This window comes from Pseudomonas sp. GM48, from assembly GCF_000282335.1.
Taxonomy (GTDB): Bacteria; Pseudomonadota; Gammaproteobacteria; order Pseudomonadales; family Pseudomonadaceae; genus Aquipseudomonas.
Genome location: NZ_AKJM01000011.1, coordinates 38,949 through 58,836, shown reverse-complemented (window position 1 = coordinate 58,836; position 19,888 = coordinate 38,949). Strand labels below are relative to the sequence as shown.

Sequence of the window (19,888 nt, the reverse complement as noted above, 5' to 3'; positions counted from 1 at the left end):
GAATCGTAAGCATGAACTCCAAGTGCTATTGCACAGGTTGGTCCCTTGTGGCCGGCCTGGCGGCAAGCGTACTGGCATTGCCGAGCCTCGCCGCCGCATTGACGCTCGATGAAGCGCTGCGACTTGCCGAAACCAATGCGCCGTCGCTGACCGCCCAAGACGCCAAAATTCAGGCTGCCAGCAGCGCAGCCATTCCAGCCGGTGAACTGCCTGACCCAAAGCTGCTACTGGGTGTGCAGAACTACCCCGTGGGTGGTCCTGATCGCTGGAGCATCGACCAGGACTTCATGACCATGCAAATGGTCGGGGTCAGGCAAGAAATGCCGAACAGCGCCAAGCGCAAAGCACGCATTGAAGTTGCCGATGCGGCTGTGGATCGAGCATCTGCGGAGCGTCGCGTTGAGCGATTGAACGTTCGCCAGTCCACGGCATTGGCCTGGATCAGCAGCTATTCAATTGAACGTAAAGATGCGCTGTTCCAGGACTTCTACAAAGAAAACCGCCTGCTGGCCGAGACCGTCCGCGCCAGGATTGCCGGTGGCCGCGCTCAACCCGCCGATGCGGTAACGCCCAGGCAGGAAGCGGCTCAACTGGCAGAGCAGCAGGACGATCTGATTCGACAGAGATCACAGGCCCGGGCAGCCCTCAAACGCTGGATTGGCTCCGCCGCTAACGACAAACCTGTGGGCCGCTTGCCTGAATGGCCTGTCGATACCTCAGACTATTCCCATAAGCTGCAACACCATCCAGAGTTGGCAGCCTATGCGCCGATGACCCGCGAAGCACAAGCCAAGGTTCGGGAAGCAGAAGCGCAGAAACAGTCGGACTGGAGCTGGGAACTGGATTACCAGCACCGTGGCCGTGAGTTTGGCGACATGGTCAGCGTGCAGCTTTCATGGGACCTGCCGCTGTTTCCTGACACTCGCCAAAACCCCAAAATTGCAGCTCAACAGGCTGAACTCGGTCAGCTTGAGGCCGAACGCGAGGCCCTGGTCCGCGAGCATACCCAGCAACTGGAGAGCGAACTGGCTGACTATGAGCGTCTGAATCGTGCTGTGCGCCGAAACCAGGAAAGCCTGGTGCCGCTGGCCAGGGAAAAGGTAGAACTCAGCATGGCCAGTTACCGTGCCGGTAAAGGCGATTTGAGCGCCGTGGTTGCCGCCCGACGTGAACTCATCGAAGCGCGACTCAAGCAGATCGACGTGGAAGAGCAGCGGGCGCTGAGCAGTGCGCGTCTGTATTTTGCTTATGGGGAGTCCAGCCAATGATCCTTAAAAAATGGAATTGGGCATTGCTGGTAGGCATCTCGCTGGCCTTGGGGGGTGCCGGTGGATACTGGTTCGCTCAACAGCGTGTGAGCGCAGTACCCGTCATCGCCCCGGAGAAGGGCCCGGATTCACCGGATGAACGCAAGGTTCTGTACTGGTATGACCCCATGTACCCGCAGCAAAAATTCGATAAGCCGGGTAAGTCTCCCTTCATGGACATGCAACTGGTTCCTCAGTACGCCAGCGGCGCGGGGGATCGTGCTTCCGTCAGTATCGATCCAGGTCTGACCCAGAATCTCGGTCTGCGCTTTGCCACAGTCATCCGTGGCATCTTTGACTCCAGCCTCGAGGTGACCGGTGTCCTGGTGTTCAACGAACGTGATGTCGCGGTGATCCAGGCACGCACAGCTGGTTTCGTGGAACGGGTCTATGCCCATGCTCCCGGTGATGTGCTCAAGGCCAATGCGCCGTTGGCGGATATCCTGGTGCCGGAATGGGCCGCCGCCCAGACAGAGTTCCTTGCTCTCAGGCGCAACGGTGATGCTGACCTGTTGGCTGCCGCCCGCCAGCGACTGCGGCTCACAGGGATGCCGGCAACACTGATTACTCAGGTAGAGCGTGGCGGTAAGGTTCAGCCCTACCTGACGCTCACCAGCCCCATTGGCGGTGTGCTGCAAGAACTGAATGTACGTGCGGGTATGACCGTGGCGGCTGGCGAGACTCTGGCCCGCGTCAATGGCCTGAGTAGTGTCTGGCTAGCCGTGGCAGTTCCCGAATCGGATGCCGGATCTATCACCGTGGGGCAGGCGGTCGAAGCGCGTCTGCCGGCCTTCCCCGGGAAAATACTCAGTGGCGAAGTCAGTGCGATTTTGCCCGAGACCAATCCGGACAGTCGCACCCTTCGCGTGCGGGTGGAACTGCCCAATCCGGACGGGCGCCTCAGACCGGGATTGACGGCGCAGGTACGCCTGAGCCGCTCGACTGAGAACAGTGTGTTGTGGGTGCCGAGCGAGGCGGTCATTCGCACTGGCCGACGTGCCTTGGTGATGCTTGCCGAAGACGTCGGTCGATACCGTCCGGTGGAGGTGCAGCCCGGGCAGGAAAGCGATGGCAAGACGGCGATACTGAAAGGTCTGGAAGAAGGCCAGAAGGTTGTTACGTCAGGCCAGTTTCTGCTCGACTCGGAGGCCAGTCTCAAGGGTATTGTTGCAAGCTCGCAGGAAGAGTCAGCACCCAACGCAGCAGCCTCCAGTTTGCATGAGGCGGATGGGCAGATCGTCGAGATCAACGACAAAGAAGTCACGCTCGCCCATGGCCCTTTCAAGACACTGGGCATGCCTGGCATGACGATGACGTTCCCACTCGCCAGTCCGGCGCTGAGGCAGGGTCTCAAAACGGGCGACAAGGTTCGGGTCGCGGTGAGCCAGACGGATGACGGTTTACGTGTTGAGCGCCTGGAAAAATCGGGGAGCCAGCCATGATCGCGGCCCTGATTCGTTGGTCGGTAGCCAACCGATTCCTGGTGCTGTTGGCGACCTTGTTCGTCACGGCCTGGGGTATCTGGTCAGTGCAAAGCACACCCATTGATGCGTTGCCGGATCTCTCCGATGTCCAGGTGATCATCCGCACCCCTTATCCTGGACAAGCGCCGCAGATTGTCGAGAACCAGGTGACCTACCCGTTGGCCACCACCATGCTGTCGGTGCCGGGCGCCAAGACCGTGCGTGGTTATTCCTTCTTTGGCGATAGTTTTGTCTATGTGCTGTTCGAAGACGGTACTGACTTGTACTGGGCCCGCTCGCGTGTGCTGGAATACCTGAGTCAGATACAAAGTCGCTTGCCGGCCAGCGCCAAACCGGCGTTGGGGCCGGATGCGACGGGAGTCGGCTGGATCTATCAGTACGCACTGGTAGATCGCAGTGGCGGACACGACCTGGCGCAATTGCGCGCATTGCAGGACTGGTTCTTGAAGTTTGAACTCAAGACTTTGCCGAACGTTGCGGAAGTGGCAACGGTGGGTGGCATGGTCAAGCAGTACCAGGTGCAACTTGATCCGCTCAAGCTGGCCAGTCTTGGCATCACTCAGGCAGAGGTGAGCGACGCTATCGGCAAAGCCAACCAGGAAACCGGAGGGGCCGTGCTGGAGATGGCGGAGACCGAGTTCATCGTGCGGGCTTCCGGCTACCTGAAGACGCTCAATGACTTTCGCGCGATCCCGCTCAAGTTGGGTTCGGGTAGTGTGCCGGTGACCCTTGGCGACGTCGCCACGATTCAGTTGGGACCGGAAATGCGGCGCGGCATCACCGAGCTCGACGGCGAAGGCGAGACAGTCGGCGGCGTGGTGATATTGCGTAGCGGCAAGAACGCTCGCGAGACCATTGCAGCAGTCAAGGCCAGGCTCGACGAACTGAAAAGCAGTTTGCCGGCCGGGGTGGAGATCGTCACCACTTACGACCGCAGCAAGCTGATCGACCGCGCCGTTGAAAACCTCAGCCACAAACTGATCGAAGAATTCATCGTCGTCGCGTTGGTCTGCGGGATCTTCCTCTGGCACTTGCGCTCATCCTTGGTGGCGATCATTTCGCTGCCGGTGGGGGTGCTGATTGCTTTCATCGTCATGCGCTACCAGGGGATCAACGCCAACATCATGTCCCTGGGCGGGATAGCCATCGCCATCGGCGCCATGGTCGATGCCGCCGTGGTGATGATCGAGAACGCCCACAAGAAGATTGAGACCTGGCACGTGGCCAATCCAGGAGAGGAACTGAGGGGCGAGCGTCATTGGCATGTAATGACCGAAGCGGCGGCAGAGGTAGGGCCGGCACTGTTCTTCTGTTTGTTGATCATCACCCTGTCGTTCATTCCGGTGTTCACCCTGGAAGCACAAGAGGGGCGGCTGTTCGGTCCACTGGCTTTCACCAAAACCTATGCCATGGCCGCAGTGGCGGGATTGTCAGTGACCCTGGTGCCTGTGCTCATGGGCTACTGGATTCGCGGACGGATTCCCAGTGAACAACAGAACCCGTTGAACCGCTGTTTGATCAGGATCTACCAGCCAGCCCTGGACGCCGTCTTGCGTCGACCCAGGATCACGCTGCTGGTGGCGCTGCTGGTTTTTGTCAGCGCGCTATGGCCAATGTCTCGCCTGGGTGGCGAGTTTCTCCCCGCGTTGGACGAGGGCGACCTGCTCTATATGCCATCGGCCCTGCCGGGATTGTCGGCGCAGAAAGCGGCGCAACTGCTGCAACAGACCGATCGCTTGATCAAGACCGTTCCAGAGGTCGAACACGTTTTCGGTAAAGCCGGCCGTGCCGAAACCGCGACCGATCCGGCGCCATTGGAAATGTTCGAAACCACCATTCAGTTCAAGCCGCAGGAGCAATGGCGACCAGGCATGACCCAGGAAAAACTGGTGGAAGAACTGGATCGCGTGGTGCGCGTTCCCGGTTTGACCAACATCTGGATACCGCCGATTCGCAACCGTATCGACATGCTGGCTACGGGGATCAAGAGCCCCATCGGCGTGAAGGTTGCCGGCACCAACCTGACGGAGATCGATGCCGCGACTCAGGCAGTCGAGCGGGTGGCCAAAGATGTGCCCGGTGTCAGTTCGGCTCTGGCCGAGCGCCTGACCGGTGGTCGCTATATAGACGTGGACATCGACCGCAAGGCCGCCGCCCGCTATGGGCTGAACATCGCCGATGTGCAATCCATCGTGGCCGGTGCCATAGGAGGTGAAAACGTAGGGGAGACCATTGAAGGGCTTGCGCGTTTCCCGATCAACGTACGTTATCCACGTGAGTGGCGCGACTCGCCAGGTGCCTTGGAGCAATTGCCGATCTACACCTCGTCGGGCAGCCAGATCACCCTCGGCACAGTGGCAAAGATCAAGATCACGGACGGTCCGCCGATGCTCAAGAGCGAGAACGCACGGCCATCAGGCTGGGTGTACATCGATGTGCGAGGCAGGGACATTGCCTCGGTGGTCGCCGATCTGCGTCGGGTCGTCAATCAACAGGTCAAGTTGCAGCCAGGAATGAGCCTGAGCTACTCGGGGCAGTTCGAGTTTCTCGAAAGGGCAAACGCACGCCTGAAACTGGTGGTGCCTGCCACGTTGTTGATCATCTTCGTGCTGCTCTACCTGACGTTCGCTCGCTTCGATGAGGCCTTGCTGATCATGGCCACTCTGCCGTTTGCACTGACGGGAGGGGCGTGGTTCCTCTACCTGTTGGGGTTCAATCTGTCGGTGGCCACGGGGGTCGGTTTTATCGCGCTGGCCGGTGTTTCTGCCGAGTTTGGCGTCATCATGCTGCTCTATTTGAAGAATGCCTGGGCCGAACGTGAAGACCTTGGCGACAGCACTGAGCGCGGGTTGCTGGCAGCGATTCGTGAAGGCGCTGTGCAGCGCGTTCGCCCCAAGGCCATGACCGTCGCCGTGATCATTGCGGGTCTGTTACCCATCCTGCTGGGCAGCGGAACCGGCAGCGAGGTGATGAGCCGCATCGCCGCGCCCATGGTCGGCGGTATGGTCACGGCTCCCTTGCTTTCCCTGTTTGTCATTCCGGCAGCCTATCGCCTGATGCGCCGCCGGCACCTGATTGCTGAACCCACTCACCACCAAGGAAAAGTCATATGAAACTGATCCGGATCGCCGTTGCAGGCACCCTCGTTACGCTGTCTCTTTCGGCCCTGGCAGAAGACATGCCGGGCATGAAAATGGACGGCATGGAAGGCATGCAGATGAAGCAGGAAACAAAGCAGGCTCCAGTGGCCAACGCCGACGGAACGATCAAGGCTATCGATACGACGAAGCACACGGTGACCATTGCTCACGGCGCTGTTCCAGCCGTGCAATGGCCACCGATGACCATGGCCTTCTCCGTAACGGAAGACCAACTGACAGGGCTGAAGGCCGGAGACCGCGTAGCGTTTTCCTTTCGGCTAGAGGGCGGCAAAGCCACGATTGTGTCTATTCAAAAGTGAAACGACAGTGGTGAAAATGACCGACACGCTTTGTCGTGCCGGTCATTACCAATGGATCTACTCGCCAACCCCGGCAGCATCCACATCGGTATCGTCATGACCGCCATCCTCGAAGCGCTGCAATCGTGAGAAACCACAGGACCAAGGCAGTCGCACTTATCAACGCGCCCAGCAGGCTGACTGCACTCCAGCCCCATAGCGCATAAACCTGCGTCGCGGCCGCGGCGCCCAGCGCGCTGCCTACCGAGTAAAAGCACATATAGGCGCCGACCATGCGACTTTGGGCGTCGGGTCGTGCAGCAAAGATGAGGCTCTGGTTTGTGACGTGCACGGCTTGCACCGCGAAGTCGAGCATGATGACTCCACACACCAGCGCGAACAGCGACGTCTCGGCATAACTGATGGGCAACCAGGAAAGCGTCAGGATCGCCAGGGAAATGCCGGTCACGCGTTGCCCGAAACCTTGATCGGCCCAGCGACCGGATCTTCTGGCAGCCAGGGCACCGGCGACGCCGGCCAGGCCAAACATGCCGATGGCTGTATGCGAAAGCGACAGTGGCGGGGCGCTTAACGGCAGAACCATAGAGGTCCATAGCACGGAAAAAGCGGCAAAGATCAGTAAGGCCAGCAGGCCCCTGATCCGCAACACTGGTTCGGTGATGAACAGCATGAACAGCGAGCGGATGAGCGCTGGGTAAGTGTATTGATTGTGTGGTGATACGACGGGAGGAAGCACTTTGCAGAACACCGCCGCGATGATCAGCATCAATCCTGAGGACACGAAATAGACGGCGCGCCAGCCTGCCAGATCGGCAATCAACCCGGAGGTAAACCGCGCCAGAAGAATGCCCAGGACAATACCACTGGTGACGGTTCCTACAGCTTGTCCACGTTGTGACGGCGTTGCCAACACGGCGGTGTAGGCCACCAACACTTGAACCACCACTGCCAACAAGCCCACAGCGATCATGGCTGCCAACAGGGTCAGCCAGTGCTGTGCGGCGCCGGCCCCTGCCAACGCAACCGCAGACAACAGCACTTGGGTCAGAATCAGCCACTTTCGGTTTAACAAGTCGCCCAGAGGAACGATGAACAGCAACCCCAACGCGTAACCCACCTGAGTCGCCGTCACCACAACCCCAATCATCGAAGTGGCCACATCCAGGCTCTGAGCCATTGAGTCGAGTAGCGGTTGTGCGAAGTAAACATTGGCGACCGCGAGCGCGCAGGTGACAGAAAATAAAAGCGTGAGTGATGGAGAAAGCCCCGGAGACCGGGCTGCATTGCTGATCTCTCCGCTATTGGCATGCCTGACTGAAGGTTTGGTGACTGAGTCGGCATCTGCTGTCATGTGTGCCTCCGTGGCGTTAAACTGGTTTCAATTAAAAACTTGATTCGATTGTTGTCGAATTAGGTTTCAAATTGCAACCACATTCCTCGGGGTTGAACGATAGACTTGGCAGTCCTTATCCAAAAGGTAAATACAATGGTTGAAGACGCTTCATCGCAAAGCACCGAATGCCCGGTAGCAAGAACACTGGAGGTCATTGGGGATCGATGGTCGCTCATGATCATCCGCGACGCGTTTGACGACATTCGCCGATTCAGCGAATTTCAGAAGAGCTTGGGGGTGGCCAAAAATATTCTGGCTTCGCGACTGAAAACCTTGGTTGAAGTCGGTGTATTCGACGTTCGACCGGCATCAGACGGAAGTGCCTACAAGGAGTACGTCCTTACGGACAAAGGACGTGAGATCTTTCCGGTTGTGGTCAGCATGAGGCAGTGGGGCGAGCGTTTCCTGTTCAAGCGGCAAGAGACGCGTTCTGTGTTGTTGGACAATGAGTTCGGCCAGCCTCTGATGCCGATTGAAGTTCGCTCCTCGAGCGGTCAAAAACTCGGACCCTCCGATTGCCACAGAGTCAGACTTGTTGCAGGCGAGTCGTGAATCAATCAAAAAAATACCGATGAATCGTTCTTCAAAGGAGGTATCCATGGCATCAGGACAATGTCTTTGCGGGGCTGTACGTTTTTCCCTGGGGGTTGAACCAGGATTTTATTATCGCTGCCATTGCACCTTATGCCGCAAGCAAACCGGGGTCGGCCATAACCTCGCCACGCTGGTCAAAGCCCGCGACTTTCGATGGGAAGAAGGGCAGGGTGCAATCACCAGTTGGCGCAAAGCCAGCGGGTACAGGAATGACTTCTGCTCGGGATGTGGCTCGACTGTGCCTAATGCTCTGCGCGAGACGCCTTACTATTGGATTCCGCTTGGACTTCTCGATGGCGAGCTGAGCATGGAGTGTGTTGGAGATTTCTGCACCGATGACGCTATGCCATGGGATGAGCAACGCTCGGAAAGAAGTCATCGCGCAGCCCCGGATTCACTTGAATTTCTTTTGCAGGAACTTCAGGTCAGCATTGATTGACTCAAGGGCCTGGTCGGCATAGAGACGAATGGGAAGCCTGGTCAACACTCGGTTTACCACCGTTCGATTCTGGCCGGTTGCTGTCCGCCACGACCGGTTGAATCCACAACCCATTGCAGCCGTTCGCTAACGACTGCAAATGGCCGGTTTTTGCCTGTCGCGAAGGGCTGCGTGCGACCCATGGCGGTCAGTCCAGACAGGCAAAAAGCGGCCATGGCTGCCGTCGTGAATAACAATGGCAAATTAGTGGCTATGCTTGGTCAGGTACCTGTACGCGTTGGAGGGGAACACCATCCAGCAGGCTCGTGAAAACGTGATCACCTCGCTTGAGGCGTCATCACAATTTGTCCTTTTGCCACTGAGTCGTCACTAATATGAACAAAAAAGAAGCTAAAGCCAAAGTAAAAGATCTGCTCTCGTCAGGAGTACCTAGATCGGAAGTATTCGCTCAGCTATCAGGCCAAGGGGTCAAGGACAGCCTGCTTGCCAGCTTGATCGCTACAACTGCTGACCCCTACCTCTGCGATATACATGACCGCAAAGTTAATGCCGTTATTACACTAATGTTTATCCAGGCTGCACTCGCTCTTCTAATCGGCTTTAGTATAGGTTCAACTATTGGACCTAACGCTAGATGGGTAATTGGCGGTTTGTGCGCACTTGTCCCGCTCTTGTTTGTCTGGGGGTTCTACAATCATCTGGCAGGAGCTTACAATGCATACATTGTTCTATATGCGGGTTCGGCAGCGGGGCAAGTTGAAGGGGTAACTTCGGGCTCCATCACAATGCTTGTCGGCTCGACCATAGGCATCGGAATGTTTGTTTATGTATGCTACGTTCGCCAGAAGATATTTCCAGATTGGGCTTTTTTTTCACCGAGAAAAGTCAATGGGCGATATGTGTTTTCTAACTGAAGAAACCGTTAAGGCTAATTCGATTTAATTGTGCGAAATAAATAACGGGGTTCTTGAGTAAAGGTGCGAGGGCAGATCTGTTTTTCACGTTGACCTGAGCAGTGATGGTTCCAGACTCGCTGCGGGAAAAATGAGGAATTGAAATGCAATGGCCGAAAGGAGGAATTGAGCAGATCAGGTTGACCTTCGGCGCCCTCGGAGTGGTCGCGTTGATTCTGCTCATTTTTGTCGATTCCTATGGCTACCGTGGAGCCGACATTGAGTTCATTCGTGGCAGGGCAGTTCATTTCATCGGTGGTAAAGTGCCCGTAATCACAGTTAGAGATTCGGAGTCAGGTCGATATAAGCAGCTGGATTTTCGATTAACCCGGGCGCCTGGATTGTTCAGAGAGGCAAAAGGTAAAGAGATTGAGTTGTCTTTCATAAATGGCAGTTTGCTGGACTGCAGTGTCGACGGCGTGAAGCTTTGCTCTGCTCGATGTTCTTCAGGAGGTGAGTGCGAAGAGCAATATGAGTCCAGGAAGAGTAAGAAGGTTCGTTTTCTCGTATTTATGTTTTTCTCGTTCTCGGCATTTGCTCATCTGATGCTCATATGGAAAAGCTGGAAGCTCAGGCGCGGTCACTGATTCGTCAATGGGTAACTCGATGGCAGGCCAGGACTCCTGGCTTAATAGCTGCAATCGAATATGGTGACTATTCTTTTTTGGTTATAGAACCACAGGAGCCGGTCAGTGACCCCTCTCACAAAACGTAGAGTTTTACTCACAATAATGGCGTTGTTTGTAATGGTTCCGCCGACAGCCTTTGCTGCATTATTCGGTATTATGGGGTTGATGGTTTCAATCGGGACTTTGTCACAAGGCGATTTCTCGGCTTGGATGACACTCCCAATGGTAGTGTTCGGCTGGCTTGGGGTTTATTCGGGGTGGCGCATCTACTTTGGACTACTGTGGTCGCGTCCCAGATTCAGAAGCAAGGTCAGGCTGATGGTCGGCTTGTTGTGCGGAATGCTTGCAGCTGCGGCCATGATTTTCGGTGTCCATCCGCCTAGTGTCAGTATCGCTTTATTTGCGCCCAGCATCATCGCTGCAGCTATTCTGGCCGTGCTGATGTGGAGCAGTCCTGCTGAGAACCAATGATTAAAAGTGTCAACCTAACGTGCCATACACTGAGGATTGAGCCGCCCTTAATTTCGTGACATACCGAATGTCCGCAACTGGCCGATCTCTGCCTTCCACGACCGGCTGAAACCGACCCTTAGCGGCCATTTGTGGGCCACCGTTGTTGGTAGGCGAATCACTAGCAACAGAATGTTGGTGTTTGTTCAAGTTATAAATGCTGCGGCTTTAATTCCTTTCTCTGTTTTTGGAACCGCGCCGCTCAGCACCATCCGCGTAATGGTCGCCGCCGCGCACTTGTAGTCTGCGTCGTCCGGTTTTGGTGTGCCCGTTATGAGTGACATCTGCCAACCGAGATTCGTATAGGTTCGGGTTGCTGACCAGATGAAGAGCATCAAATGTTCGGGATCAGCTGGTGCGATCAGGCCACGATCAATCCAGCTGCGCAGGCAATCGACGTTGCGCTGAGCTTCGGCTTGCAGCGAGTTCTTGCACTCCTCAGGTAAATGTTTTCCACCAAACAACAGTTCGTGACTGAAGACTTTTGAGCTGTGAGGGTTTTCTTGAATGATGCGAATACGGGCGTGTATGTAGGCCTGCAAGCCAACCACCGGGTCGTCGCTTTCTCTTAATGCCGCTGAAGCTTTCAGCAGTGGCTCAACAAAACTCAGCAGTACTCGGGCGTATAGGTTCTCTTTGCTTTGAAAGTAGTAATAGAGATTTGCCTTGGGAATCCCGGCACGCGCCGCGATGTCACGAGTCTGGGTGGCGTCAAAGCCAGTCATTGAAAACTCTTCGCTTGCTGCCTTCAGGATCAGGTGCTGATTGCGCTGGCGGATGCTGGTCACTGTGGGCTTGAGAGAGTGATTTAGCGCGCTGCATTGATCATCGGTCTGGGTGCTAGCGATTGTCATAAGGTTGGGTGAAGCCTGGGTCATGGCTTTATCTTTGATATTGAGTATCGCAATATACAAAACTATATAGCGCTTGGCCTGCGCTTTCTTACCAAGGGAGTGAATGATGAGTACGGTCTTGAGCAGCAAAGAAGCGGTAGGTGAGCGTTACGAACTGGAAACGATGCGTCACGCACAGCAGATGACCTGGGCGGCTATCGATCAGATCGCCCGTGTCATCACGCCCGGTATGCGCGAATCCGAGGCGCAGTTGCGGGGTAAGGAGATCCTTGCGGAACTGGGCATGGATCGGATCTGGCACCCACTGCTCATCCGCTTCGGTGCCAATACGCTCAAGACCTTCAAGCAGCGCTCTGATGGCGATCCCGAGTTGGGGGCCGAAGATATTTTCTTCATCGACATGGGCGTGGTTTGGCAAGGGCATGAAGGTGATGCCGGCGCGACATTCACCACGGGCTCCGATCCAGAAATGATCGCCTGTGCTGCGGCGGCCAAGGAGCTGTTCAATCGAGTCGAAAGCTTCTGGCGCAGTGAGCGGGTTTCCGGGGTGGCGCTTTACGACTTTGCCGCCGCTCAGGCACAGGCCATGGGGTGGAAGCTCAACCTCGACATCAAGGGGCACAGGGTCAGTGATTTTCCCCATGCGATTTACCGGGGCGGTGACCTTGGGGATTTGGATCAATATCCGAACACCGGCCTGTGGATTCTGGAAATCCAGCTTGCCCATCACGAGCGTCCATTTGGCGCGTTTTATGAAGACCTGCTGATCTGAACGACTTCAACCAAGGAACTCCCATGACCCACGCAACCGAGCAACCGGTGCTGCTGTTCTCCTATGGCACCCTGCAAGATCCGGCCGTCCAGCTGTCCACCTTCGGGCGCGAGTTGAAAGGGCGAGCTGATAGCCTGCCGGGGTACAAACAGAACTGGGTCGAGATCACCGATCCGGAAGTGCTGGCCGCGAGTGGGAAAACCCACCACCCCATAGTGCAAGAGAGCCGTGACCCGTCGGATGAAATCGCCGGCACTGTGTTCGAGATCACCGCGAACGAGTTGGCAGCTGCCGATGAATATGAGGTGGCCGATTATCGGCGGGTAGGGGTCGTGTTGAAGTCTGGAACCACTGCCTGGGTCTACGTGCAGGCCTGAATTCCGACGATGCGGAAACTGAAGAGGCGTTGAGCGCTATGGTTGTTAGTACACAGCGCTAAGCTTAATGATGCTCCGAAAATCCTAACCAGAAAGTCAACAAAGGGCTCATCTCATGAAAGTCAGTGCACGTAATGTATTCAAAGGCCAGGTCAGCAAAGTACAAGAAGGTGCGGTTAATGCTGAAGTGGGTTTGACTTTGCCGGGCGGTGAACAATTGGTTGCCGTGGTGACCCTGGAAAGCATCCGCAACCTCGGAATTTCGGTGGGCAAAGAGGCCATCGCCTTGATCAAGGCGCCTTGGGTCATGCTGATGACCGAGTCCAGCGACATTCGCCTCTCCGCTCGCAATTGCCTGGAAGGCAAAGTGCTGAGTGTCAACGATGGGGCTGTCAACGCCGAGGTGGTCATTGAGTTGGCCGGTGGCTCGAAGGTGTACTCGATTGTTACCCGTGATGCTGTTGCAGAGTTGGGTTTGAAGCCGGGCGTCAGCGCCACTGCGGTTATTAAGGCTTCCCACATCATTCTGGGTGTTCCAGCCTAAAAGATCACGGGGGTCCACACTGGACGTCTTTACGCTGAGTGGTGCAAGGATGTTGTTGGTCAGCTATGTCTGGCGGAGCTGTTATGCCGCCAGACATAGGCAGTCAACCAATGACTGCTCCTGGCCGATCGGTGCCTGTCGCGAAGGGCTGCGTGCGACCCTTCTCGGCCGTTCGGCTTGACCAGACCGAACGACGGCAATGGCACCGACAAGCGGCCGCTCGCCGCTAATCGCTCGGGTGACTACCGCCAACATGAAATGTGAAAACAAGGCTACTGACGAGACTGACTGTTCCTCCGGATAAGCGCCGCACGAATACACGAACCCAAGGGAGAAGGGACATACATTTGCACAACCTCTAGCGGCAAAGAAAGCGCTCTCTGAACGTCTTTACGTGGAGCGTCGCGAGTGCACGTGCGCCTCCAGCAACTGCTTGCGCCGAACCTCGCCTTGACGCTCGAACATCCAGCCGGGGTACTCGGCCGGCAGGCGGCTCACTTCGTCCAGGACTGCAAGCTCGTCGGCGCTCAGCATTACGTTTGTGGCCGCGAGATTGTCGGCGAGCTGTTCGGGCCGCCTGGCACCGACGATCACGCTGGTGACCTGCGGTTGGTGCAGCAGCCAGGCCAGCGCCACTTGGGCGACCGAAACGCTATGCGCCTGCGCGATCAGGCGCATAGCGTCGATGCAGTTGTAGGCTCGATCGCGGTTCACCGGCGGGAAATCGAACGTGGTGCGGCGGCTGCCTTCCTCGCCTCGCTGCTCACGCGTGTACTTGCCGCTGAGCAGGCCGCCGGCCAGCGGGCTCCACACCATCAAGCCGACACCTTCGCTCTTCAGCATCGGGATCAACTCGCGTTCGAGGTCGCGCCCGGCAATGGTGTAGTACGCCTGCAGCGACTCGAAGCGCGACAGGCCCAGCCGTTCGGCGATGCCCAGCGCCTTGGCGATCTGCCAGGCCGCCCAGTTCGACACGCCGACGTAACGAACATGGCCGTGGCGCACCAACTGGTCGAGCGCGCGGACGGTTTCCCCGATCGGCGTGGCCGGGTCGAAGCCGTGGATCTGGTACAGGTCGATGTGGTCGAGTTGCAGCCGCTTCAGGCTGGCCTTGACGCCGTCGAGGATGTGGCCGCGCGACGCGCCGCGGGAGTTCGGTCCGGGCCCGGTTTCGTTGAAGACCTTGGTCGCGACGACCACGTTCTCACGTGGCACCTTCAGGTTCTTCAGCGCCTGGCCGATGATCTGCTCCGACACACCCCCCGCGTAGGCGTCGGCGGTGTCGATGAAGTTGATGCCGGCGTCGATCGCCTGGCCCACAAGACGTTCGGCGTCGGACTGCTGCAGGTCACCGATCTGGTTCCCGATGACGCCGCTGCCACCAAAGGTCATGGTGCCCAGGCAGAGTTCGGAGACAAACAGGCCAGTGCGGCCGAGTGTGCGTTGCTTCATGTCAATTTCCTTCGAGAGTTGTCAGGACGACGCGACTGGCGCGGGCTGCCGAGCAGGCGGGGCGCAATGATCAGGGCGAGCACGGTCTCGACCGGTCTTCATGCCGTCTGCCTGTCGTGAGTCGATGACGCGAACTCTAGGTGGAGGAGTACTGATTGACTATACTTCTGAAACGATATGGGCTCATAAGGCTAGCTAATCAATGGCACGATACGACGACTTGGCGGCGTTCGCAGCCGTCGTGCGCGTTGGCAGCTTCACGCGCGCTGCTGCGCAGATGGGCGTGACGCAGTCCGCACTGAGTCAGACCGTTCGCGCGCTGGAGCGCAAGCTTGATCTGAAGTTGCTCAACCGAACCACGCGCAGCGTGTCGCCCACCGAGGCGGGGGAGCGGCTCTACTTGACAGTCGGCCCGCGCTTCGCGGAAATCGAAGCTGAGCTGGCAGTGCTGGGCGAGCTACGCGGGAAGCCGGCCGGCACCGTCCGCATCACTGCGACCGAGCATGCGGTGCGCACGCTGCTCTGGCCCCGGCTGCAGCCGTGGCTACCGCAGTACCCCGATATCAAGGTGGAGATCAGCAGCGACAACCGCTTCATCGACATCGTGGCGGAGCGCTTCGACATCGGTGTGCGTCTGGGCGGCGATGTGGCCAAAGACATGATCGCGATGCGCATTGCGCCGGACATGCGCCTGGTTGTGGTCGCAAGCCCCGACTACTTCGAGCACCATCCTCGGCCCCGTACTCCGCAGGATCTCACCGAGCATGATTGCCTCTGCCAACGCCTGCCTTCCCACGGCGGTCTGCTGCCATGGGAGTTCAAGCGGCGCGGCAAGACCATCCATGTGCACGTCACGGGGCGGCTGGTGTTCAATTCGAGAGACATGGTCGTCGCGGCGGCGTTGGCCGGACACGGGTTGGCGTGGGTTCCCGACGATGCCGTCGGTGAGCACATTGCCGCAGGACACCTCGTCTCGGTTCTGGATGATTGGTCGCAGACCCTCCCCGGATACCACCTGTATTACGCCAGCCGTAGTTCGTCTCCTGCATTGGCCCTCATTGTCGAAGCCTTGCGTCAAGTGCAGGGGCAGTGACGCTATCGTCTGCTTCGCTCAACTGCGAAGGACTCCTACGGGGCGGCAGCGCGGGCTGAATGCGCTGCATAGCAGTTCTTCGCGGCGCAAGGCTGAAGGACCGCTTCAGTTCGGGAACGGAAATCCGGATTTGCGAGTTGGATGGCCGCCGTTCGGCCAATTCGGTCATTTGTCTACCATTGGTCGACTGACCGAAACTGGCCGACTCTGTTGAAAAAGTCGCTCAGCCCAAACTGCCTGATCATTGACTGGTGAAATCGTCGTTTTTGCATGCTGCTACGTGAAATCCGAGTCTGGAAGCCTCTGCCAAAAGTAAAGATTCCAATCTCGGACGCGTACTTTTCTGATGCGCAAACCATGGCCGACTTTTTCAACAGAATCGGCCGAAATCGGACGCCAGTATGGTTAGAATCTGTGGCGCCCTTTATCGTTCAGGACACAGAATTCGATGAGCAGACTTTCAACGCTGATCGCGGAAGCTCGGTCAGGGCTTTCCATCCAGGAGCGGATCCCACATGAAAAATGGGCAGCGATTGCATCGCAATGCGGGGCCGCGGAATTTGCAGAGATCGAGAGGCGCATCGTATCCCTCAGGGCCGAGTTGGAAACGATTGAAGCGTGGGATGGCGACACGAGGGATGACATCAACATAGCCATCAACCATTTTTCTCAGCTACTGAGAATGGCTGCTGGTGCGCCCTGATCATTCACGGGCCGGGCTCAAGAGTCAGATCTGTCTGTGCGGGATCAGAAGCAGTCGGGCATGACTGACTACTCAGCCGATTGCTGCCTGTGGCGGAAGGCAACAGTCGACCCGTTGCGGTCATTGGCAATTCTCTATTGCAACCATTCCCAGGTTGCACATCAATGCTACGCAGACCCCACGCCGGCGGATGGCAACGAGCGAGTCGAAGATGCTGTCACCAACTGCCTTGAGAGAACGCTATCTGTCAGGCTGTTCCGATTGGGCCTCACGCTAGCCTAATCACCATCCCTACCGTGATCGTTACGATTACCCGGAAAACCCTGGCGTGCGATTACTCCCAAATTTACGGGCATGCACCCAGTTGATGTTGAGCTACTCTTTTCTTGCCTGTTCCCAATGAGGAACTCGCCATGTGCGGCTAGCCGTTAACAAAGCTTGTTGAAAATATTCCGTTTTTTTGGCTCGCTCGCCTTGAAGGACACCCCCTTGGACCCTTGGGGGCGAGTGCGCTGTTCAATAATTACGCAAAAGATGTGTGTAACGAAATCGATTGAGAGCCGGCCCGAGTAGTCGAGCTGTCGGCTCATGTAGGTTTCGCGCCACTTCAAGGTTGACTGTCCACTGGCGGATGCCTGGTTCTGGTGTCCGATGCTCCTGGCGCGAAGGGAGGCATGCGATGCGGCAACCCAAGATCGTAATCGTCGGTGCAGGATTGGTTGGCGGATCAGCAGCCCTGTTTGCGGCCGTGGCTATTCCGAGCGCCGAGATCGTCATCATCGATGTCGCGCGAGTACGGGCCGAAGGGCAGACGCTGGACCTCACCCACGCTGCAGCATTCTGGGGGCACAATCGCTTCTATGCCGGTGATTACGAGAACGCACGCGACGCGGACATCATCGTAATCACCGCTGGTGTCGGTCTGAAGCAAGGGCAGACTCGTCTGGACCTGGCCAGAACCAATGCGGCCATTGCAGCGGAAGTTGTGGATCGCACTGCACCATTGGCCCCAGATGCGATCTACGTAATCGCGACCAACCCCTGCGATGTGTTGACCAGTGTCGTTTTTGACCGCCTGCGTTGCGCGCGCGAGCGCGTTATCAGCACCGGCACCTCCCTCGATACCGGGCGACTGCGATCGCTGCTCTCCGAGCGGCTGGGCGTCGTGGCGCCTGCGATTCACGCCTACGTTCTCGGCGAACACGGCGAATCCGCGTTGATCGACTGGTCCGGTGCGACGGTCTCCGGAATGCCCCTCGATATGTTCCTGGCCAGGAGCGGTAAAGAGTTGGGGCCTGCCAGCCGCGATCTGATCCTGCGCTCCGTGCACGAGGCAGCCACGCTCATCAAGGAAGGCAAGGGCGCCACCCACTATGGAGTCGCCAGTGCGATTGGGCGAATTTGCCAGGCCATCGTACATAACACCGACCTCATTCTGCCGGTCGCTGTCGTGCATGCTGAAGTCGAAGGCGTACCGGAAGTGTGTTTGTCGCTGCCGATGGTGGTCAATGGCAGAGGTGCGCAGTTACTGGCTTATCCGGAACTCGGCCCCATCGAGCGCGAGGCCTTGCAGCGCAGTGCGTGCATCGTCAAAGAGGCAACCGACAGCGTGCTTCTCGCCCGTTAGGGAAATTGCGCACGCTCTGAATAAACCGAACAGTGCCGCCAAGAGGTTTATATCATGGCTGTATTACCCGCAAAGGATTCGCAACCTGCAAGCCCGGCCACGACGAAACCGACGCCATCGGAAGGGCATCTCAGTAATGTCTGGAAATTTCTCGTCCCGGTAGGCATAGGTATCGTCCTCTGGTTCCTGCCGGCGCCGGCTGGCCTCGACGTGAAAGCGTGGCACATGTTCGCCGTGTTCGTCGCCACCATCGCCGGCATCATGACCGCCCCTCTTCCGATGTCGGCGGTAGCCATTATCAGCGCCACGGTGGGCGTGCTGGTTGGCGTCGTGTCCTTTGCCGACGTCACCAAATCCACGGGGACGGACCTCGTCTGGCTGGTGATGCTCGCCTTCTTTATCTCCCGAGGCGTGATCAAGACAGGACTGGGGCACCGCATCGCACTCCTGTTCATGCGGCTGCTGGGCAAGCGAACCCTTGGGCTGGGTTATGGACTGGTCATGACTGAACTCCTTATCTCGCCCGCCATGCCCAGCATCACCGCTCGCGCCGGTGGGGTGATGCTGCCGATTACCCGAGCGATGTCGGAGGTCCTCGGCAGCCATGCCGATGACCCTGAATCGCGCGGCAAGGTGGGGAACTATCTGATCCTCTGTGCCTTCCACGCCAACATCATCACCGCAGGCATGTTTATCACGGCGATGGCGGGAAATCCCCTGGCGGTCAAGATGGCCGCAGACCAAGGCGTCTCAATCAGTTGGCTCGAATGGGCGGTGGCAGCATCAGTTCCCGGTTTGCTGTGCCTTGCCCTCATTCCGGTAGCCTTGCTGTGGATTGTCCGGCCGCAGATTCGCCAGACACCCGATGCGAAGGCCCTGGCACAGAGAGAACTCGTAGCAATGGGGCCCATCTCGGCCAAGGAAATCATCATGGCGGTGATCTTCGTTGGCTTGCTGGTGCTTTGGATTTTCGGTGAGGATCTGAAAATCGGAGCGACGCTGGCGGCGGCTCTCGGTGTCTCGTTGCTGTTCATCACCGGTGTACTGACCTGGCAGGATGCCCTTAATGAGAAATCCGCCTGGGACACCATGATCTGGATCGGCCTGCTGATCATGCTGGCCTCCAAACTCAATGAGTACGGCATGGTTTCGTGGTTCGGCAAGGAGTTCGGGGCACACCTGGAGGGTTTCCCGAGGCTGGCTGTCTATATGCTGGTGGCGGCGATCTATTGCTACATCCATTATTTCTTCGCTAGCGCCACGGCACATATCAGTGCTCTGTTTCCCCTCTGCATGGCGCTTATGGTCGCTGCCGGCATCCCGCCATTCACTGCAGCGGTCGCTCTCGGCATCCTGAGCAGCATCAACGGTTGTCTGACCCAATACGGCATCGGTTCCGGGCCGGTCATGTTCGGTGCCGGTTACGTCACCCAGGGGGAATGGTGGAAGACCGGTTTCTTGATGAGCCTCATCTACATGGTTATCTGGCTGGTCGTCGGCCCGCTTTGGTGGCAGTTGCTTGGACATGTTTGAGACGGCACCGGAGAATAGAAGTAACCAGCCACCTGATTGAGAAGAGCGGTACCGCGTTGCGACACTGGGTGCGCTATCTGTTGACACCTATGTACGGATGCGCAGCAGTCGAGGAACTGGAGATGGATCAATCATCGCGCGTCGATCTGTTACCAGTCGGGTCA

19 protein-coding genes are annotated in these 19,888 nt (G+C 57.5%); 16 read left to right on the top strand and 3 right to left on the bottom strand.

Annotated elements, in window-relative coordinates:
- The first annotated feature begins 11 nt into the window (after window positions 1-11).
- The 4 genes from PMI28_RS26300 to PMI28_RS26315 are packed head-to-tail and all read left to right on the top strand — an operon-like array spanning window position 12 to window position 6,251.
- Window positions 12-1,268: a TolC family protein gene (locus tag PMI28_RS26300; RefSeq protein ID WP_007981987.1), complete on the top strand. Its 1,257-nt coding sequence runs from the start codon at window positions 12-14 to the stop codon at window positions 1,266-1,268.
- Window positions 1,265-2,749, top strand: coding sequence for an efflux RND transporter periplasmic adaptor subunit (locus tag PMI28_RS26305; protein WP_007981985.1), 1,485 nt, complete (start codon window positions 1,265-1,267; stop codon window positions 2,747-2,749). Before PMI28_RS26300 ends, PMI28_RS26305 begins: the two co-directional genes overlap by 4 nt.
- Window positions 2,746-5,904 (top strand): efflux RND transporter permease subunit, encoded by a 3,159-nt coding sequence (locus PMI28_RS26310; RefSeq protein ID WP_007981983.1) that lies wholly within the window; start codon window positions 2,746-2,748, stop codon window positions 5,902-5,904. Before PMI28_RS26305 ends, PMI28_RS26310 begins: the two co-directional genes overlap by 4 nt.
- Entirely contained in the window at window positions 5,901-6,251 is a 351-nt protein-coding gene (locus PMI28_RS26315) for a copper-binding protein (protein WP_007981981.1), read from the top strand. The genes PMI28_RS26310 and PMI28_RS26315 overlap by 4 nt, the downstream gene beginning before the upstream one ends.
- Before the next feature lie 94 nt (window positions 6,252-6,345).
- Here PMI28_RS26315 and PMI28_RS26320 read toward each other — a convergent pair whose 3' ends face one another.
- Window positions 6,346-7,602 carry an MFS transporter gene (locus PMI28_RS26320; protein WP_007981979.1) on the bottom strand — a complete coding sequence of 419 codons (1,257 nt, stop codon included), beginning with the start codon at window positions 7,600-7,602 and terminating at the stop codon, window positions 6,346-6,348.
- A 135-nt stretch (window positions 7,603-7,737) separates the two neighbouring features.
- On the opposite strand from PMI28_RS26320, the gene PMI28_RS26325 reads away from it, so the two are divergent.
- From PMI28_RS26325 to PMI28_RS26340, 5 genes are all read left to right on the top strand, one after another.
- Window positions 7,738-8,196: a winged helix-turn-helix transcriptional regulator gene (locus PMI28_RS26325; RefSeq protein WP_007981978.1), complete on the top strand. Its 459-nt coding sequence runs from the start codon at window positions 7,738-7,740 to the stop codon at window positions 8,194-8,196.
- A 46-nt stretch (window positions 8,197-8,242) separates the two neighbouring features.
- Complete coding sequence (locus PMI28_RS29235) at window positions 8,243-8,677, top strand: GFA family protein (RefSeq protein WP_007981976.1); 435 nt, start codon at window positions 8,243-8,245, stop codon at window positions 8,675-8,677.
- Between the two features lie 374 nt (window positions 8,678-9,051).
- Window positions 9,052-9,591 carry a hypothetical protein gene (locus PMI28_RS26330; RefSeq protein ID WP_007981974.1) on the top strand — a complete coding sequence of 180 codons (540 nt, stop codon included), beginning with the start codon at window positions 9,052-9,054 and terminating at the stop codon, window positions 9,589-9,591.
- 143 nt (window positions 9,592-9,734) lie between these two features.
- Complete coding sequence (locus PMI28_RS26335) at window positions 9,735-10,217, top strand: hypothetical protein (protein ID WP_007981972.1); 483 nt, start codon at window positions 9,735-9,737, stop codon at window positions 10,215-10,217.
- Between the two features lie 105 nt (window positions 10,218-10,322).
- Window positions 10,323-10,730 carry a hypothetical protein gene (locus tag PMI28_RS26340; protein WP_007981970.1) on the top strand — a complete coding sequence of 136 codons (408 nt, stop codon included), beginning with the start codon at window positions 10,323-10,325 and terminating at the stop codon, window positions 10,728-10,730.
- 185 nt (window positions 10,731-10,915) lie between these two features.
- Here the strand turns inward: PMI28_RS26340 and PMI28_RS26345 are convergent, their stop codons facing one another.
- Entirely contained in the window at window positions 10,916-11,557 is a 642-nt protein-coding gene (locus PMI28_RS26345) for a TetR/AcrR family transcriptional regulator (protein ID WP_033063041.1), read from the bottom strand.
- A 172-nt stretch (window positions 11,558-11,729) separates the two neighbouring features.
- Between PMI28_RS26345 and PMI28_RS26350 the strand changes: the two genes are divergently transcribed.
- The 3 genes from PMI28_RS26350 to PMI28_RS26360 all read left to right on the top strand — a co-directional run bounded on the left by PMI28_RS26350 (window position 11,730) and on the right by PMI28_RS26360 (window position 13,316).
- Entirely contained in the window at window positions 11,730-12,395 is a 666-nt protein-coding gene (locus PMI28_RS26350) for a M24 family metallopeptidase (protein ID WP_007981966.1), read from the top strand.
- A 23-nt stretch (window positions 12,396-12,418) separates the two neighbouring features.
- Window positions 12,419-12,772 carry a gamma-glutamylcyclotransferase family protein gene (locus PMI28_RS26355; RefSeq protein ID WP_007981964.1) on the top strand — a complete coding sequence of 118 codons (354 nt, stop codon included), beginning with the start codon at window positions 12,419-12,421 and terminating at the stop codon, window positions 12,770-12,772.
- A gap of 115 nt (window positions 12,773-12,887) precedes the next feature.
- A complete protein-coding gene (locus tag PMI28_RS26360) occupies window positions 12,888-13,316 on the top strand; it encodes a TOBE domain-containing protein (protein WP_007981962.1) in 429 nt (142 codons plus the stop codon).
- 390 nt (window positions 13,317-13,706) lie between these two features.
- Here the strand turns inward: PMI28_RS26360 and PMI28_RS26365 are convergent, their stop codons facing one another.
- A complete protein-coding gene (locus PMI28_RS26365) occupies window positions 13,707-14,768 on the bottom strand; it encodes an aldo/keto reductase (protein ID WP_007981960.1) in 1,062 nt (353 codons plus the stop codon).
- 202 nt (window positions 14,769-14,970) lie between these two features.
- Here PMI28_RS26365 and PMI28_RS26370 point away from each other — a divergent pair, with 202 nt between their 5' ends.
- The 4 genes from PMI28_RS26370 to PMI28_RS26380 all read left to right on the top strand — a co-directional run bounded on the left by PMI28_RS26370 (window position 14,971) and on the right by PMI28_RS26380 (window position 19,724).
- A complete protein-coding gene (locus PMI28_RS26370; protein ID WP_007981958.1) occupies window positions 14,971-15,861 on the top strand; it encodes a LysR family transcriptional regulator in 891 nt (296 codons plus the stop codon).
- Between the two features lie 448 nt (window positions 15,862-16,309).
- Window positions 16,310-16,564 (top strand): hypothetical protein, encoded by a 255-nt coding sequence (locus tag PMI28_RS0128215; RefSeq protein ID WP_033063037.1) that lies wholly within the window; start codon window positions 16,310-16,312, stop codon window positions 16,562-16,564.
- A 679-nt stretch (window positions 16,565-17,243) separates the two neighbouring features.
- Window positions 17,244-18,191, top strand: coding sequence for a lactate/malate family dehydrogenase (locus PMI28_RS26375; RefSeq protein WP_007981953.1), 948 nt, complete (start codon window positions 17,244-17,246; stop codon window positions 18,189-18,191).
- Window positions 18,192-18,245: 54 nt separating this feature from the next.
- Window positions 18,246-19,724 carry a DASS family sodium-coupled anion symporter gene (locus tag PMI28_RS26380; protein ID WP_007981951.1) on the top strand — a complete coding sequence of 493 codons (1,479 nt, stop codon included), beginning with the start codon at window positions 18,246-18,248 and terminating at the stop codon, window positions 19,722-19,724.
- Window positions 19,725-19,888 lie beyond the last annotated feature (164 nt).

What these genes read in the sequence shown, in the direction of transcription:
- PMI28_RS0128215 (WP_033063037.1), top strand. Translation starts at nt 16,310, where the DNA reads ATGAGCAGACTTTCAACGCTGATCGCGGAAGCTCGGTCAGGGCTTTCC.
- PMI28_RS26315 (WP_007981981.1), top strand. Translation starts at nt 5,901, where the DNA reads ATGAAACTGATCCGGATCGCCGTTGCAGGCACCCTCGTTACGCTGTCT.
- PMI28_RS26330 (WP_007981974.1), top strand. Translation starts at nt 9,052, where the DNA reads ATGAACAAAAAAGAAGCTAAAGCCAAAGTAAAAGATCTGCTCTCGTCA.
- PMI28_RS29235 (WP_007981976.1), top strand. Translation starts at nt 8,243, where the DNA reads ATGGCATCAGGACAATGTCTTTGCGGGGCTGTACGTTTTTCCCTGGGG.
- PMI28_RS26350 (WP_007981966.1), top strand. Translation starts at nt 11,730, where the DNA reads ATGAGTACGGTCTTGAGCAGCAAAGAAGCGGTAGGTGAGCGTTACGAA.
- PMI28_RS26365 (WP_007981960.1), bottom strand. Translation starts at nt 14,768, where the DNA reads ATGAAGCAACGCACACTCGGCCGCACTGGCCTGTTTGTCTCCGAACTC.
- PMI28_RS26335 (WP_007981972.1), top strand. Translation starts at nt 9,735, where the DNA reads ATGCAATGGCCGAAAGGAGGAATTGAGCAGATCAGGTTGACCTTCGGC.
- PMI28_RS26320 (WP_007981979.1), bottom strand. Translation starts at nt 7,602, where the DNA reads ATGACAGCAGATGCCGACTCAGTCACCAAACCTTCAGTCAGGCATGCC.
- PMI28_RS26310 (WP_007981983.1), top strand. Translation starts at nt 2,746, where the DNA reads ATGATCGCGGCCCTGATTCGTTGGTCGGTAGCCAACCGATTCCTGGTG.
- PMI28_RS26300 (WP_007981987.1), top strand. Translation starts at nt 12, where the DNA reads ATGAACTCCAAGTGCTATTGCACAGGTTGGTCCCTTGTGGCCGGCCTG.
- PMI28_RS26380 (WP_007981951.1), top strand. Translation starts at nt 18,246, where the DNA reads ATGGCTGTATTACCCGCAAAGGATTCGCAACCTGCAAGCCCGGCCACG.
- PMI28_RS26370 (WP_007981958.1), top strand. Translation starts at nt 14,971, where the DNA reads ATGGCACGATACGACGACTTGGCGGCGTTCGCAGCCGTCGTGCGCGTT.
- PMI28_RS26305 (WP_007981985.1), top strand. Translation starts at nt 1,265, where the DNA reads ATGATCCTTAAAAAATGGAATTGGGCATTGCTGGTAGGCATCTCGCTG.
- PMI28_RS26355 (WP_007981964.1), top strand. Translation starts at nt 12,419, where the DNA reads ATGACCCACGCAACCGAGCAACCGGTGCTGCTGTTCTCCTATGGCACC.
- PMI28_RS26325 (WP_007981978.1), top strand. Translation starts at nt 7,738, where the DNA reads ATGGTTGAAGACGCTTCATCGCAAAGCACCGAATGCCCGGTAGCAAGA.
- PMI28_RS26360 (WP_007981962.1), top strand. Translation starts at nt 12,888, where the DNA reads ATGAAAGTCAGTGCACGTAATGTATTCAAAGGCCAGGTCAGCAAAGTA.
- PMI28_RS26375 (WP_007981953.1), top strand. Translation starts at nt 17,244, where the DNA reads ATGCGGCAACCCAAGATCGTAATCGTCGGTGCAGGATTGGTTGGCGGA.